The organism is Nonomuraea sp. NPDC001699 (assembly GCF_053596455.1).
Genome location: NZ_JBSFGF010000040.1, coordinates 1 through 14,058 on the forward strand (window position 1 = coordinate 1; position 14,058 = coordinate 14,058).

Here is a 14,058-nt window from a genome sequence, read left to right on the forward strand (position 1 = left end):
GCGGCGGCCGGGATCCCGGCCGCCGCCTCTGGCGTGACTAGCTGCAACCCTCGGCCGGGGGCGCGGTCTCCGACAGCTTCAAGCCCTGGATGCCGCCGAACCACTTCTCCAGCAGCTGCTTCATGGTGCCGTTGTCCCACAGCTTCTTCACCGCGGTGTTGACGGCCTCACACGTCTTGCTGTCGCCCTTCTTCAGGCCGATGCCGTACTTCTCGTCCGTGAAGCCCTGGCCGAGCACCTTGAAGTTGCCGCCGGCCTGCTTGGCGAAGCCCGCCAGGATCAGGTCGTCGGTGGTGACGGCGTCGAGGTTGCTGCCCGACAGCTTCTGCACGCACTCGGAGTAGGTGGCGGCGTCGACGGTCGTGGCGTCGATGTCGAGCTTGCCGTCCGGGGGCGGGTCGGTGACCCGCTTGTAGGAGTTGGAGCCGGCCGCCTTGCAGATCTTTTTGCCCTTGAGATCCTGAGGGGTGTTGATCGCGGTGTCGTCCTTGCGGACCATGATGTCCTGGTGCGCGATCACGTACGGGCCGCCGAAGGAGACCTTGCCCTTGCGCTCCTCGGTGATGGAGTACGTGGCGAAGATGATGTCGACGGTGCCGTTCTGGAGGAAGGGCTCGCGGTTGGAGGAGGCCGACTCCTTCCACTCGATCGTGGCGTCCTTGCCGCCGTTCATCTCCTTCAGCACGGCCTTGGCGACGTCGACGTCGAAGCCCTCGGGCTCCGACCCCTTCTTCAAGCCCAGGCTCGGCTGGTCCCACTTCGTGCCGACCACGACCTTGCCGCCGTCCTGGACCTTCTCCAGGACGCTGGCGTAGGTCTTGTCCCCGCCGCAGGCGGCGAGCGCGGCGAGCATGCCCGCTGCCGTGACCACCGCTCCCAAACGACGCATGTGCATGTATACCTGCCTCAAAATCTCAGTGCGTGAGGATCTTCGAAAGGAAATCACGCGCGCGGTCGGTCTGCGCGTTGGTGAAGAACTCGTCGGGGGTGTTCTCCTCCACGATCTGCCCGTCCGCCATGAAGACCACCCGGTTGGCGGCCCGGCGGGCGAATCCCATCTCATGCGTGACGACCATCATCGTCATGCCGTCACGTGCCAGCCCGATCATCACGTCGAGCACCTCCTGGACCATTTCCGGGTCCAGCGCCGAGGTGGGCTCGTCGAAGAGGATCATCTTCGGGTCCATGGCCAGCGCACGTGCGATCGCGACCCGCTGCTGCTGGCCGCCGGAGAGCTGGGCCGGGTACTTGTCCGCCTGCGCGGCGATGCCCACCCGTTCCAGCAGTTCCATGGCCCGCGTGTCGGCCGCCTGGCGATCCTTGCGGCGCACCTTGATCGGCCCGAGCGTGACGTTCTCACGGATGGTCTTGTGCGCGAACAGGTTGAAGGACTGGAACACCATGCCGACCTCGGACCGCAGCCGGGCCAGCGACCTGCCCTCCTCGGGCAGCACCTGGCCGTCGAACACGATCCTGCCGTCGTCGATCGTCTCCAGGCGGTTGATCGTCCGGCACAGCGTGGACTTTCCACCGCCCGAAGGCCCGATGACCACCAGAACCTCGCCACGAGAGACGGTCAAGTTGATGTCCTTCAGGACGTGCAACGCCCCGAAGCGCTTGTTGACGCCCTCCAACTGAACGAGTGGAGTGGCGTCGCCGTTCTCCGTCATGGACCAAAACGGTAGAGGTCATTAAGACGCTGGTCACTAACCAGGTGGTACCGATCCGGTCACATCGAGCCGTCAAGCTGGTGTTTTAGACGGGGGCGGCTGCCGCGAGCCGGACAACGACTACCCTTGAACCTGCCATGACTGTGACCCAGGAGAGCGCCCGCACGTATGAAGTGCGCACATACGGGTGCCAGATGAACGTGCACGACTCCGAGCGCCTTTCCGGCCTGCTTGAGGACGCCGGTTACGTGCCGGCCCCCGAGGGGGGAACGGCCGACGTCGTCGTGTTCAACACGTGCGCCGTGCGGGAGAACGCCGACAACCGCCTCTACGGAAACCTCGGCCACCTGCGGCCGGCCAAGATGAGCAACCCGCGCATGCAGATCGCGGTGGGCGGCTGCCTGGCCCAGAAGGACCAGGGCGACATCGTCCGTAAAGCGCCCTGGGTCGACGTCGTCTTCGGCACCCACAACATCGGGTCTCTGCCGGTGCTGCTGGAGCGGGCCCGGGTGGCCGGTGAGGCCCAGGTCGAGCTGAAGGAGTCGCTGGAGGTCTTCCCCTCCACGCTGCCCACCAAGCGCGAGTCGGCCTACGCGGCGTGGGTCGCGATCTCGGTCGGCTGCAACAACACCTGCACGTTCTGCATCGTGCCGTCGCTGCGCGGCAAGGAGAAGGACCGCCGTCCCGGCGACGTCCTGTCCGAGGTGCGCACGCTCGTCGGCCAGGGCGTCCTGGAGGTGACGCTGCTCGGCCAGAACGTCAACACCTACGGCGTCGAGTTCGGCGACCGGCTGGCCTTCGGCAAGCTCCTGCGCGCCTGCGGCGACGTCGAGGGCCTGGAGCGGGTGCGCTTCACCTCGCCCCACCCGGCCGCCTTCACCGACGACGTCATCGCCGCCATGGCCGAGACGCCCAACGTCATGCACCAGCTCCACATGCCGCTGCAGTCGGGCTCCGACCGGGTGCTGCGGGCCATGCGCCGCTCCTACCGGGCCGAGCGCTACCTCGGCATCATCGAGCGCGTGCGCGCCGCCATGCCCGACGCGGCCATCTCGACCGACATCATCGTCGGCTTCCCCGGCGAGACCGAGGACGACTTCCAGGCCACCCTCGACGTCGTCCGCCAGAGCCGCTTCGCCAACGCCTTCACCTTCCAGTACTCCATCCGTCCGGGCACCCCGGCGGCCACGATGGAGGACCAGATCCCCAAGGAGGTCGTCCAGGAGCGTTACGAGCGCCTGGTCGCCCTTCAGGAGGAGATCTCCTGGGAGGAGAACAAGAAGCAGGTCGGCCGCACGCTGGAGGTGCTGGTCGCCGAGGGCGAGGGCCGCAAGGACGACGCCACGCGCCGCCTGTCCGGCCGTGCCGCCGACAACCGGCTCGTGCACTTCGCGGTGGGCGAGGAGACCCCCAGGCCCGGTGACATGGTCACGGTCGAGGTCACCTACGCCGCCCCCCACCACCTGGTCGCCGACGGCGCGGTCCGCGCGCTGCGGCGTACGCGGGCCGGCGACGCCTGGGAGGCCCGCCAGGGCGCCCCGGCCAAGGGGCCGGGCGTGCTGCTCGGCATGCCGTCCGTCGGCCGTCCGGCGACCCCCGCCCCGGCCGCCGGGGCCTGCTCGGCCCACTGAGTCACTGCGTTCCCGCACCCCGCCGCCCGTCCGGACGGCGGGGTGTCCTGCGTGGGTCAGCGGGTGAGACGGTCGAGGAAGCTGTAGCACGGCTGCCGGCGGAAGTCGTCGAACGTGGCGCACGGGTCGTGCCCCCCGGCCCGTACGGACGGAGGCGGCGGCGGGGGAGGCGCCTGACGGTCCGGCTCGGGCACCGACCGTTCCCGCGGCGGGGCCTGCGGGGACGCGTGCGGCGCCGGACGGCGTACGGTGGCCCGCCGGGACGGCCGCGGCGGCGCGACGAGCGGCGGATGCGTGGGAAGCGCCTTGGGCGAGAGCGGCGACGACAGCTCGCCCTTCAGCGGCGGGACGGACACGTCGACCTTCACCGCCGGGGCCGACGGCTCGCCCTTGTCCGGCGTCGCCGTCGTGGGCCGGCCGGGTGCCGGCACGGCCTCCATCCAGCCCGGCGACCACGGGCCCGCCGAGGGGATGGGCGGTGCGGGGGAAGGCTCGGCCACCGGGGAGACCGCGATCTGCGAAGGAAAATACGATCTTGGGATAAGCGGTGTTTCCTGATCGAATTCACGGTGGCTTTGCGGGCGTGATTCCGGAGAACTGGTGAATGCGAGGAATATCCCGAGGCCGGCCGTGACGAGTACCCCGGCCGCTCCGGCCGCGGCGCCCCACCGGGGACGGCCACCTGGGCAAACAGATCTTTGGGGGGACAAGTCGTGATTCCTTTGTGATTGGTGTGCGAGCATTCCGCTGATGCGGCTAGTGTGGTCCATCACCCGCGGAAGCCGGCGAGCTTTCCCCGATACGACCGCAGGGAGCTGCACCACCATGCATGATCCGACCGAACCGGATCGTCGGGAGATCCTCTCCGGGCCGGGCTCGTCCCCGAGGCCCCCGGGCAAAAGCAGGAAGACCGTCATCATCGCCGCCTCGGCCCTCGTCGGCGTGCTCGCCGCGGGCGGCGCCGGCTACCTGCTGGCGGCCAAGCCCGGCCAGAGCACCCAGCAGGAGCAGGGCGCCGGCCGGCCGTCCCCGGCCAAGAGCCCCGGCGACGAGGTGTTCGAGGCCGACGAGGAAGCCACCATGGGCGACGCCACCACCGACGCCCCCGACGACGGCCTGCCCACCGACGGTTCCGACGACTCCGCCATGGGCGACGCGGTCACGGACACGGGCGGCGGCACCGACGCCGCCGACAAGGGATCGACCGGCTCCGACGGCACCAGGCAGACGGGCACCGGCAAGAAGCCCGGCACGCCGTCCACCAAGCCGCCCACCAAGGCGCCCGAACCCGACGGCGACAACCCCGCCGACGGCCCCGCGGGCGAGCTCAGCGGCCAGTGCGCCCAGAACGGCTGCTGAGAGCGCCGCAAGTGGCTCGTCCTTTCCGGCCGGCAATGGACCTGCTGGGGAGCCGGCCGGGCTCGTAGGGTTCCGGGCATGACGACTGACAGAGCGGCCACGTCGGCGGCCGCGTTGCGACGGCTGCACGTGCCCGGCGACCCGCTGATCCTGCCCAACGTCTGGGACGCCGCCTCGGCGCGCGCCGTCCAGGAGGCGGGGTTCCCGGTGGTGGCCACCGGCAGCGCGGCCGTCTCCCGCGTGCTGGGCTACGCCGACGGCGAGAGCACGCCGGTCGGCGAGATGATGGCCGCCGTCGCCCGCATCGTGAGGGCCGTGGACGTGCCCGTGACCGCCGACGTCGAACGCGGTTACGGGCTCGCGCCGGGCGAGCTGGCCGAGCGGCTGGCCGAGGCCGGGGCGGTGGGCTGCAACGTGGAGGACTCCGACCCGCGTACCAAGGAGCTGGTGGACGCCGGGGCGCAGGCGGACTACCTGGCCGCGATGCGGGCGGCCGCCGGCGACGCCCTCGTGATCAACGCGCGGGTGGACACGTACGTGCTCGGCCGGGGTGACCGGGCGGCGGCGGTGGAGCGCGGGCGGCGCTACCTGGAGGCGGGGGCCGACTGCGTTTACCCGATCATGCTGGAGGACGAGGGCGAGATCGCGGCCCTGGTCGCCGAGGTGGGCGGGCCGGTGAACATCCTGTTCCGGCCCAAGGCGCCGTCGTACGCGCGGCTGGCGGAGCTGGGGGTGGCCAGGATCAGCTTCGGCGGCGGCCTGCACCAGGCGACCCACACCTACGCACAGCGCCTGTTCACCGCGATCGCCCAAGGCCACGACCCCTACACGAACTGACCGGCGGGCTGGGGACGCATGGGCCCTGGGCGGGCTGGGGACGCATGGGCCCTGGGCGGGCTGGGCGGTGGCGTCGAATGAGGGGCGCGTACGCTTGCGCTCGTGCTTGTCGCCGCGGCCGTCTGCCCGCAAACCCCGCTGATCGTGACCGGGCTCCCCGAGCTGCGCGCGGCCTGTCGCGCCGCGGTCGCCGCGCTCCGGGCCGCCCGTCCCGACGTGCTGGTCGTGGTGGGCGGGGCCGAGACGACCCGCTCGTACGACGGCGGCGCGGCGGGCAGCCTGCGGCCCTGGGGGTTCGAGGTCACGGTGGGCGAGGGCCGGCCCGTGCTGCCGCTGTCCCTGACCGTCGGCCGCGGGCTCCTGAACGACGCCGAAGAGGCTCCCGACCACGACGGTGACGGGGTGCCCGCCACAGCGGTGGCCTACGACGCCGCTCCGGAGGAGTGCCGGGCGATCGGCGCCGAGCTGGCCGCCCCCGGCAGGGTCGCGCTGCTGGTCATGGCCGACGGCTCGGCCTGCCTGACCCCCCGGGCGCCGGGCCGGTACGACGAGGCGGCCGGGCCGTACAACGCCCTGATCGCCGACGCGGTCGGCAGGGCGGACGCGGCGGCGCTGGCCGCGCTCGACCCCGTGGAGGCCGACCGGCTGTGGGTGACCGGCCGCGCGGCCCTCCAGGTGCTGGCCGGCGCGGCCGAGGGCACGTCGCTGACGGGCAGGCTGCTCATGGAGTCCTCGCCCTACGGCGTCGGCTACTTCGCGGGCGTGTGGAGCTGACGGGACAGCCTCCGAGCCGCGTCACGTCGTGGAGGTGTGGGGTCGGCGGCGGGGGACCGGGATGCGCATAAGGTCGCGGGCGGTGATCACCTCGCCGTCGAAGCTGCGCCGCACCTCCTCCACGAAGGCCGGCTCCTCGGCGAACCCGTAGCGCTCGGAGAAGTGCGTGAGCACCAGCCTGCGCACGCCCGCGTCCGCCGCCACCACGCCCGCCTCGAACGCCGTCAGGTGCCCGTACTCCTTGGCGAGCGCGCCCTCGGCGGACAGGAACGTCGACTCGATCACCAGCAGGTCGGCCCCCGACGCCAGCTCGAACACGGCGTCGCACAGCCGGGTGTCCATGACGAACGCCGCGCTCTGCCCCGGCCTGGGCTCGCTGCAATCGGCGAGCGTGACGCCCCGGACCGAGCCGGTGCGCTGGAGTTCGCCGACCTCGGGGCCGCGGATGCCGTGGCGGGCCAGCCGGTCGGGCAGCATGCGGCGGCCGGGCGGCTCCTGGATGCGGTAGCCGTAGGACTCGACGGGATGGGACAGGCGGCGGGCGATCAGCGGGCCCACCCCGGCCAGCGCGCCGGAGACCGGATGCTCCTCGATCACCGTGGTGTCGGCGAACGCGGCGGCGTGCCGCAGCCTGCGCCAGTAGCTCTGACCGGCGGCGGGGAAGACCGCGCGCACCGGATGGCGCACCCGGTCGCGGGCGATGCGCTGCACGACGCCGGGCACGCCCAGGCAGTGGTCGCCGTGGAAGTGGGTCACGCACAGCCAGTGGACGTCGTTCGCGCTCAGCCCGGCGTGCAGCATCTGCCGCTGCGTGCCCTCGCCGGGGTCGAAAAGGAAGCCCTGCCCGTCCCAGCGCAGAAAGTACCCGTTGTGGTTACGGTGTCGGGTGGGCACCGCACTGGAGGTGCCCAGCACCACGAGTTCACGTGAGGACATGATGACCACGGTCGCGTTCGCCGAGGTGCCGACGCCGGTCGGCCCGTTCGTCCTGGCCGTCACCGAGCGGGGGCTGGTCGCGTCGGGGTGGGGTTCCCCCGCTGGACTGGCCGGCAGGCTCGGCCTGGCTGAGGTTCATGATGCGGATCGTACGGCCTCCGCGGTCGCCGAGCTGCATGCTTATTTCGCCGGCGAGCTGCGCTCGTTCAGCACGCCCGTGGACTGGCGGCTGATGACGGGCTCGCGGTTGCAGGTGCTCCAGGCCCTGCACCGCGTCCCGTACGGCACCGCCGTCACCTACGGCGAGCTGGCCCGGCGAGCCGGGTCGAGCGTGCCCGCCCGCGGCATCGGTTCGATCATGGGCTCCAACCCGATCCCCATCATCGTGCCCTGCCACCGGGTGGTCGCGGGCAACGGGCTGGGCGGGTTCAGCGGCGGCGTGGGCGTGGAGACCAAGCGCTGGCTGCTGACGCACGAGGGATACCTCCAGCCGACACTCCTCGACCTGTAGATGGTCCGTCCACACCCGGACAGTTGACACACTGGTCGGTGTGCGCCAGCAGCCAGTCATCGCCGTCGTGGGCCCCACGGCGGCCGGGAAGTCCGACCTCGCCGTCGACATCGCGCTCCGGCTCGGGGGCGAGTGCGTCAACGCCGACTCCATGCAGCTCTACCGCGGCATGGACATCGGCACGGCCAAGCTCACCCCCGCCGAGCAGCGCGGCGTCCCGCACCACCTGCTGGACATCTGGGACGTCACGGTCACGGCCAGCGTCGCCGAGTACCAGCGGCTGGCCAGGGAGCTGTTCGCGAAGATCGACGTCCCGGTGCTGGTGGGCGGCAGCGGCCTCTACGTCCGCGCGGCCCTCGACGACCTGGAGTTCCCCGGCACCGACCCGGTGATCAGGGCCCGGCTGGAGGCGGAGCTGGCCGAGCGCGGCCCGGCCCCCCTGTACGAGCGGCTGCGCGAGCTCGACCCGCCCGCCGCCGAGGCGATCCTGCCGAGCAACGGCCGCCGCGTCGTGCGCGCGCTGGAGGTGATCGAGCACTCCGGCCGGCCGTTCTCGGCCACCATGCCGTCCTACGACGCCGTCTATCCCAGCGTGCAGCTCGGCCTGGAGGTGCCGCGGCCCGTGCTCGACGAGCGCATCGAGCTGCGGGTCGAGCGCATGTGGGCCGCGGGCCTGGTCGAGGAGGTCCGCGCGCTGCTCGGGCAGGGCCTGGCCGAGGGGCGCACGGCGGGCCGCGCGCTCGGTTACGCCCAGGTCATCCGGTTCCTGGAGGGAGAGTGGACCGAGGAGCAGGCGTTCGCCGAGACGGTCAGGGCCACCAGGCGCTTCGCCCGCCGTCAGGAGTCGTGGTTCCGCCGCGACCCCCGGGTGCGCTGGCTCCCGTACGACGCTCCCGACCTGCTTGAACGATCCCTGGCGCACATCGCCGACCCGGGTGCGGCATAAACTCAGGCAATGCGGTTTCTCAAGGGGCACGGCACCGAGAACGATTTCGTCATCCTGCCCGATCCCGACGACGGCGTGGAAGTGACGGCCGCGCTCGTGGCCAAGATCTGTGACCGGCGGGCCGGGATCGGCGCCGACGGCGTGCTCCGGGTCGCCAGGACCAAGCAGCACGCCGAGGTGGCCGAGCAGGCCGCGGTGGCCGACTGGTTCATGGACTATCGCAACGCCGACGGCAGCGTCGCGGAGATGTGCGGCAACGGCGTACGCGTCTTCGCCCGTTACCTGGTGGACGCGGGGCTGGTGGAGGGGACGGAGTTCTCCCTGGCCACCAGGGGCGGCCCGCGCCGGGTCCGGGTCGAGCCCAACGGCGACATCACGGTCGACATGGGCAAGCCCGTCGTGCTGGGGGAGAGCGTGGCCGGCGTCGGCGGCCACGAGTACCCCGGTATCCGCGTGGACATGGGCAACCCCCACCTGGCCTGCGCGATCGGCGACCCGGTCGTCCAGCTCGACCTCAGCCACCAGCCGGGCTTCGACACCGGGGTCTTCCCCTCGGGCGTCAACATCGAGTTGTTCAACCCGGTCGGCGTCAGCCGTGTGGTGATGCGGGTCTACGAGCGCGGCTCGGGCGAGACGCGTTCCTGCGGCACGGGCGCCGTGGCCACCGCCGTGGCCGCCGCCCACCTGTCCGGCGACACCACCGGCACCTGGACCGTCGAGGTCGTCGGCGGCTCGCTGACCGTCATCCTCGACGAGGACACGAGCTACCTGTCCGGTCCGGCGGTGATCCTGGCGAGCGGCGAGCTCATGCTTGCAGAATGATGTTCTCCTGAGGGATGCTGGGTCCACTTTCCGAACCGAGAAGGGGTTGAGGATGGCGGACCCACGTACCACGGCGGTTCAGGTCAAGGCGCCCATCGGCCAGTACGGCGGCGGCTTCATGGTCTCCCGCGAGGCCAAGGCCATCTGCGAGGAACACGGACTCGGCCCGCGCGAGCTGTACTTCCGCGGGCGGTGCGGGGTGCTCGGCGAGTGCCACGCCGACGTGGTCACCTCGGTGGCGGTCTTCTTCCCCGCCGCCCACGTGGAGGAGAGCTGGAACGGCGGCAGGAAGATGCACGTCGAGCGGGCCGTCGAGCTCTACACCGAGGCGTGCAGGCAGTGGGGGCGGCGCAAGCTGGGCGGCCACGACGGCTGCGCCAGGATCGCCGAGCTGCTCGAACCCGTCGTCGCGCAGGCCTCGCCGGTGGGGGCGCCGCTGTTCGCCGGCTGGCGGGCGGTGCCGCTGCCGGACGACCCGCCCGCGCGCGCCGTCCAGCTCATGCACGTCCTGCGCGAGCTGCGCGGCGGCCTGCACGCCAATGCCGTGCTCGCGGCCGGCCTGCACCCCCTGGAGGCGACGCTCGCCGCCACCCACGACACGACCCCCTTCGGCTACGCCGACGGCGTGACGATCGCCCGGTTCTTCACCTGGCCCGAGCCCTACGCCACCCCCGGCCCTGACGTCGTGGCGCGGCGGGCCCAGGTCGAGGAGACCACCGACGACCTGATGGCACCGTTCTTCGCGGTGCTGCGCGACAACGAGTCGGACGAGCTGATCGAGCTTCTGCGTTTTGGGCACGCTCGTTGACCTGGCAGACTGACTGCCCATGGACGTGGACATCTGGGCCTGGGTCGGCGAAACCCAGCAGCAGCTTTCCGAGGCGGGCAACGTTGGCCTCGCCATGGCGCTGGGAGACCTTCCCGCACAGGCCTACGAGGGCCGGTATCCGCAGCTCGACGTGATGGCCCCGGCCATCGCCCAGCAGGCCGAGTCGCTTGAGCTGCCCTGGCTGGAGTTCTACGCCCGCTACTGGCACCTCATGGGCCGCATCGGCGACCGGGCCCAGGGCGCGGTGGCCATCGACGACGCGCGGCAGCTGCTCACGTTCGCCCAGCGCGAAGACGTGCGCGACTGCCCGGCCACCCCGGCCGCCGTCGAGGCGATGGCCGTCGTGTGGGCCAACACCGACGGCCCCGGCTACGCCGCCGAGCGGCTGGAGACGGTGGGCGCCTTCCTGGAGGGCATGAGCCCGGAGCGGCCCGCCTTCTGCGGCCTGGTGACCCAGTACGTCGCGGCGCTCGTCGACGCGGGCAAGGCCGGCGAGGCCGTCACCTACGCCGAGTCCGCCGTCGAGCGGCTGCGCACGGCCGGGCGCGAGGCGAGCTGGGAGCTCGGCGCCGAGGGCGCCCGCGCGCTGCTGGCCGCCGGCCGGGCCGACGACGCGCTGGCCGCCCTGCAGGCCGCCGCCGACCTCGCCCCCGACGACCCGCCCGCCAAGGCCCACCGCGAGGGCGTGCGCCGCGCGCTCATCCTGGCCGAGCTCGGCCGCACGGCCGAGGCCGTCGACGCGCTGCCCGACCTCGACGTGGTCGGCGAGCACCCGCGCGTCTTCGTCGAGTGGTCGCGCGCGGTCGCCAAGCTGGCCGGGTCCTCCCAGATCACCAACACCTGGCAGCTCGGCCGGGTGCTGCGCCAGTGGATCGACTACTTCGGCATGATGGGCGGCTACCGCGCCCGCGTCGAGCTCGCGCTGGTCGCGGGCGACCTGGCCGTCGCCAGGAAGGGCGTGTGGCAGGCCCGGCTGCTCGCCGACCTGGCCGAGTCCGGCGCGGCCGAGCTGCGCGAGACGAGCGGCCTGGGCGAGCGCGTCGCCGCGCTGCGCGGCGCCGCCGACGCCACCTCCGAGCCGGAGGCCCCCGGCCCCCTGTCGGAGCGGGTCGGGCTGTTCGACGCCGCCGACGGTTTCAACGCCGACCCCGAGAAGTGGGTGGGCTGGCTCGCGCCGCTGTCCGGCTCCGACCTGGAGGCCACCCGCCGCCACACCACCACGCTCGGCTTCCTCGGCTTCCCCTCGGCGGGCGCCGACATCTACTGGAAGCTGCTGGTCGACTCGGGCGAGACCGCCTCCGCCGACCCCGACGACGTGGCCTACCTGACCACCCTGCTCATCGAGGCCCGCCAGGACGAGCGGCTGGAGCAGCTGGCCGCGCTGCTGCCGCACGCCGCCCAGCACCTCGCGCTGGCTCGCCTGCACAGCGCCCGCGAGCGCTGGCCGGAGACGCTCGACGCCGCCGAGCACGCGGTCGCGGCCGGGGCCGGCATCGAGGCCAGGCGCCTGCTGTCCGGCGCCGCCCAGCAGCTCGACCACAACGACAGGGCCGCCGGCGTGCTGCTGGAGGTGCTCGACGAGCTGACCGACGAGGACATCTGGCGCATGATCGTCATGGCCACCTCGGCGGAGGACTGGGACACCGTGCGCAAGGGCGCGGCCAAGATCGGCATGCCGATCAAGTCCAAGGAGGGCCCGATCGAGGAGGAGATGGGCCTGATCCGGCTCATCCTCCCGGCGCCCGACGGCGGCCAGCGCCAGGTGCTGTCCATCCGCACCGGCCCGGCCACCGCCCGGCTGGCGCTGCCGCAGCCGCGCGGCATGGACTACAACGCGGGCGACCTGGTCGTGTTCGACCCGCAGCTGCTGGAGCCCGTCCCCGAGGACCCGCAGGAGCAGCAGAACTTCGTGCCGCCGTTCGCGGCCGTGCGCATCCTGCGGCCCGGCGGCTACACCAGCTACTTCTTCGACGGCGCCGCGCCGAGCGAGGAGGACTGGGCGGAGTTCACCGAGGTCATGGCCGAGCGCGGCTGGCCGATGTGGGTCTACAGCGACGAGAACTACACCGTCACCCACCCGACCAGCGGCGAGCCGCTGCCGGGCGTGTTCGGCTGGGTCGCGGTGCCGCCGGACGTGTCGGCCTCCGAGGTCGACGCCCTGCTCGACGACGCCACCGAGCGCTGGGTGCACCCGCTGGCCTGGCTCGACCTGGCCCGCGAGATCGACGTCGAGATCGAGCGGCACGAGCGCATCGTCAAGGAATACGGGCTCTGACGTGCTTGAGCGCTTCAGCCTCGACGGCAAGGTCGCCATCGTCACGGGCGCGTCGTCGGGGCTGGGCGTGGCCTTCGCCCACGGGCTGGCCGAGGCGGGCGCCGACGTCGTGATCGGCGCCCGGCGCAGGGAACGGCTGGAGGAGACCCGGCGTCTGGTCGAGGAGACCGGGCGCCGTTGCCTGGCCCTCCAGACCGACGTGTCGGTCCCGGAGGAGTGCGACGCGCTGGTCGCCGCGGCCGTCGCCGAGTTCGGGGCGGTCGACGTGCTGATCAACAACGCGGGGGTCGGCACCGCCGTCCCCGCGCTGCGCGAGCGGCCCGAGGAGTTCCGCCGGGTGGTGGAGATCAACCTGCACGGCACGTACTGGATGGCGCAGGCGTGCGCGCGGGTGATGCGGCCGGGGTCGTCGATCGTCAACGTCGGCAGCATCCTCGGCGCGACCACCGCCGGGCTGCCGCAGGCCGCCTACAGCGCGTCGAAGGCGGCCGTCGCCGGGCTCACCCGCGACCTGGCCCAGCAGTGGACGGCCCGGCGCGGCATCCGGGTCAACTGCCTGGAGCCGGGGTTCTTCGCCTCGGAGATGACCGAGCAGTATCCCCCCGGCTACCTGGAGCGCATGCTGGAGCTGCGGGTGCCGATGAAGCGGGCCGGAGATCCGGCCGAGCTGGTGGCGGCGGCGGTCTTCCTGGCCGGCGACGCCTCCTCGTACGTCACCGGCGTGACGCTGCCGGTCGACGGCGGCATCCTGATCACGTAGAGGGTCCTTCTAGTACGTTGTCGGGAATGACCGCCCCCTTCGTACGTCCGTATCGTTCCGCCGATCTGGCCGCCGTCTACGACATCTGCGTGCGTACCGCCGACGCCGGTGGCGACGCCCGCGGCCACTACGCCTCCGACCTGCTCATGGGCGACATCTTCGCCGTCCCCTACGTGACCCTGGAGCCCGAGCACGCCCACGTCCTGGACGACGGCACGGGCCAGGCCGTCGGCTACGTCGTGGGCACCGCGGACACCGCGACGTTCGTCCGCCGCTACCGCGAGGAGTGGATCCCGAGGTCCGCCGGACGTTGCCCCCTTCCCGCCGATCCGCCGGTCACGGCCGACGACGTGATGCTCGCCCTGCACCACCGGCCCGAGCGCATGCTGGTGCCCGAGCTGGCCGGTCACCCCGCCCACCTGCACATCGACCTGCTGCCCGACTGGCAGGGCAAGGGCTGGGGACGCCGGCTCATGAGCGCCCTGGTCGACGGCCTGCGTGCCGCCGGGGTCGCGCGGCTGCACCTGGGGATGGTCAGCACCAACGCGCCGGCGCGGGCGTTCTACGACCGGCTCGGGTTCGCCGAGCTGGCGGTGGCCGACGCGGGAGCGGTGACGTACCTGGGGCGGGACACCTCGCCGCTCGGCTAGCTCTTGTCCCCGAGGATTCGGGGCCTTATGTTCGTTGCGTAGTCCGGTGCGTGTTGCG

Annotated in this window: 15 protein-coding genes; 11 read left to right on the top strand and 4 right to left on the bottom strand. The window is 72.2% G+C overall.

The features are described 5' to 3' along the window. Positions 1-37: 37 nt before the first annotated feature. Positions 38-889 carry a glutamate ABC transporter substrate-binding protein gene (locus ACWCSU_RS49905; protein ID WP_357694234.1) on the bottom strand — a complete coding sequence of 284 codons (852 nt, stop codon included), beginning with the start codon at positions 887-889 and terminating at the stop codon, positions 38-40. A gap of 25 nt (positions 890-914) precedes the next feature. Further along, complete coding sequence (locus tag ACWCSU_RS49910; protein ID WP_357694232.1) at positions 915-1,670, bottom strand: amino acid ABC transporter ATP-binding protein; 756 nt, start codon at positions 1,668-1,670, stop codon at positions 915-917. A gap of 137 nt (positions 1,671-1,807) precedes the next feature. Between ACWCSU_RS49910 and miaB the strand changes: the two genes are divergently transcribed. Then, on the top strand, positions 1,808-3,301 hold the full coding sequence (gene miaB, locus ACWCSU_RS49915; RefSeq protein WP_357694230.1) for a tRNA (N6-isopentenyl adenosine(37)-C2)-methylthiotransferase MiaB: 1,494 nt from the start codon (positions 1,808-1,810) through the stop codon (positions 3,299-3,301). A gap of 56 nt (positions 3,302-3,357) precedes the next feature. On the opposite strand, the gene ACWCSU_RS49920 is transcribed toward miaB, so the two are convergent. Continuing rightward, positions 3,358-3,801 (bottom strand): hypothetical protein, encoded by a 444-nt coding sequence (locus ACWCSU_RS49920; protein WP_357694228.1) that lies wholly within the window; start codon positions 3,799-3,801, stop codon positions 3,358-3,360. A 325-nt stretch (positions 3,802-4,126) separates the two neighbouring features. Here ACWCSU_RS49920 and ACWCSU_RS49925 point away from each other — a divergent pair, with 325 nt between their 5' ends. The 3 genes from ACWCSU_RS49925 to ACWCSU_RS49935 all read left to right on the top strand — a co-directional run bounded on the left by ACWCSU_RS49925 (position 4,127) and on the right by ACWCSU_RS49935 (position 6,271). Then, positions 4,127-4,660, top strand: a complete 534-nt coding sequence (locus ACWCSU_RS49925) for a hypothetical protein (RefSeq protein WP_449944048.1) — start codon at positions 4,127-4,129, stop codon at positions 4,658-4,660. Between the two features lie 78 nt (positions 4,661-4,738). Further along, positions 4,739-5,497 (top strand): isocitrate lyase/PEP mutase family protein, encoded by a 759-nt coding sequence (locus ACWCSU_RS49930; RefSeq protein ID WP_449944051.1) that lies wholly within the window; start codon positions 4,739-4,741, stop codon positions 5,495-5,497. Positions 5,498-5,599: 102 nt separating this feature from the next. Beyond that, positions 5,600-6,271: a class III extradiol ring-cleavage dioxygenase family protein gene (locus ACWCSU_RS49935; RefSeq protein WP_357694223.1), complete on the top strand. Its 672-nt coding sequence runs from the start codon at positions 5,600-5,602 to the stop codon at positions 6,269-6,271. A gap of 21 nt (positions 6,272-6,292) precedes the next feature. Here the strand turns inward: ACWCSU_RS49935 and ACWCSU_RS49940 are convergent, their stop codons facing one another. Further along, positions 6,293-7,207, bottom strand: a complete 915-nt coding sequence (locus ACWCSU_RS49940; RefSeq protein WP_449944054.1) for a ribonuclease Z — start codon at positions 7,205-7,207, stop codon at positions 6,293-6,295. On the opposite strand from ACWCSU_RS49940, the gene ACWCSU_RS49945 reads away from it, so the two are divergent. Genes ACWCSU_RS49945 through ACWCSU_RS49975 form a run of 7 tightly spaced genes read left to right on the top strand, consistent with a single transcriptional unit; the run spans position 7,206 to position 14,000 of the window. Then, the gene (locus ACWCSU_RS49945) at positions 7,206-7,718 is read left to right on the top strand and encodes a methylated-DNA--[protein]-cysteine S-methyltransferase (protein WP_357694219.1); all 513 of its coding nucleotides are present in this window, start codon (positions 7,206-7,208) and stop codon (positions 7,716-7,718) included. The two genes, ACWCSU_RS49940 and ACWCSU_RS49945, sit on opposite strands and share 2 nt — an antisense overlap. Before the next feature lie 40 nt (positions 7,719-7,758). After that, positions 7,759-8,664, top strand: coding sequence for a tRNA (adenosine(37)-N6)-dimethylallyltransferase MiaA (gene miaA, locus ACWCSU_RS49950; protein ID WP_449944057.1), 906 nt, complete (start codon positions 7,759-7,761; stop codon positions 8,662-8,664). A 9-nt stretch (positions 8,665-8,673) separates the two neighbouring features. Further along, positions 8,674-9,486 (top strand): diaminopimelate epimerase, encoded by an 813-nt coding sequence (gene dapF / locus ACWCSU_RS49955; RefSeq protein WP_357694215.1) that lies wholly within the window; start codon positions 8,674-8,676, stop codon positions 9,484-9,486. Between the two features lie 52 nt (positions 9,487-9,538). Next, the gene (locus ACWCSU_RS49960; RefSeq protein ID WP_449944060.1) at positions 9,539-10,294 is read left to right on the top strand and encodes an SCO6745 family protein; all 756 of its coding nucleotides are present in this window, start codon (positions 9,539-9,541) and stop codon (positions 10,292-10,294) included. A 19-nt stretch (positions 10,295-10,313) separates the two neighbouring features. Next, positions 10,314-12,590 (top strand): tetratricopeptide repeat protein, encoded by a 2,277-nt coding sequence (locus ACWCSU_RS49965; protein WP_449944063.1) that lies wholly within the window; start codon positions 10,314-10,316, stop codon positions 12,588-12,590. A 1-nt stretch (position 12,591) separates the two neighbouring features. Then, positions 12,592-13,350, top strand: a complete 759-nt coding sequence (locus ACWCSU_RS49970) for an SDR family NAD(P)-dependent oxidoreductase (protein WP_449944066.1) — start codon at positions 12,592-12,594, stop codon at positions 13,348-13,350. Positions 13,351-13,376: 26 nt separating this feature from the next. Continuing rightward, positions 13,377-14,000, top strand: a complete 624-nt coding sequence (locus ACWCSU_RS49975; protein ID WP_357694208.1) for a GNAT family N-acetyltransferase — start codon at positions 13,377-13,379, stop codon at positions 13,998-14,000. The last annotated feature ends 58 nt before the right edge of the window (positions 14,001-14,058 follow it).

Excerpts from the sequence above, each read along its gene's own strand:
- ACWCSU_RS49905 (WP_357694234.1), bottom strand. The coding sequence starts at position 889 with ATGCGTCGTTTGGGAGCGGTGGTCACGGCAGCGGGCATGCTCGCCGCG.
- ACWCSU_RS49910 (WP_357694232.1), bottom strand. The coding sequence starts at position 1,670 with ATGACGGAGAACGGCGACGCCACTCCACTCGTTCAGTTGGAGGGCGTC.
- miaB (WP_357694230.1), top strand. The coding sequence starts at position 1,808 with ATGACTGTGACCCAGGAGAGCGCCCGCACGTATGAAGTGCGCACATAC.
- ACWCSU_RS49925 (WP_449944048.1), top strand. The coding sequence starts at position 4,127 with ATGCATGATCCGACCGAACCGGATCGTCGGGAGATCCTCTCCGGGCCG.
- ACWCSU_RS49930 (WP_449944051.1), top strand. The coding sequence starts at position 4,739 with ATGACGACTGACAGAGCGGCCACGTCGGCGGCCGCGTTGCGACGGCTG.
- ACWCSU_RS49945 (WP_357694219.1), top strand. The coding sequence starts at position 7,206 with ATGATGACCACGGTCGCGTTCGCCGAGGTGCCGACGCCGGTCGGCCCG.
- ACWCSU_RS49940 (WP_449944054.1), bottom strand. The coding sequence starts at position 7,207 with ATGTCCTCACGTGAACTCGTGGTGCTGGGCACCTCCAGTGCGGTGCCC.
- dapF (WP_357694215.1), top strand. The coding sequence starts at position 8,674 with ATGCGGTTTCTCAAGGGGCACGGCACCGAGAACGATTTCGTCATCCTG.
- ACWCSU_RS49960 (WP_449944060.1), top strand. The coding sequence starts at position 9,539 with ATGGCGGACCCACGTACCACGGCGGTTCAGGTCAAGGCGCCCATCGGC.
- ACWCSU_RS49965 (WP_449944063.1), top strand. The coding sequence starts at position 10,314 with ATGGACGTGGACATCTGGGCCTGGGTCGGCGAAACCCAGCAGCAGCTT.
- ACWCSU_RS49975 (WP_357694208.1), top strand. The coding sequence starts at position 13,377 with ATGACCGCCCCCTTCGTACGTCCGTATCGTTCCGCCGATCTGGCCGCC.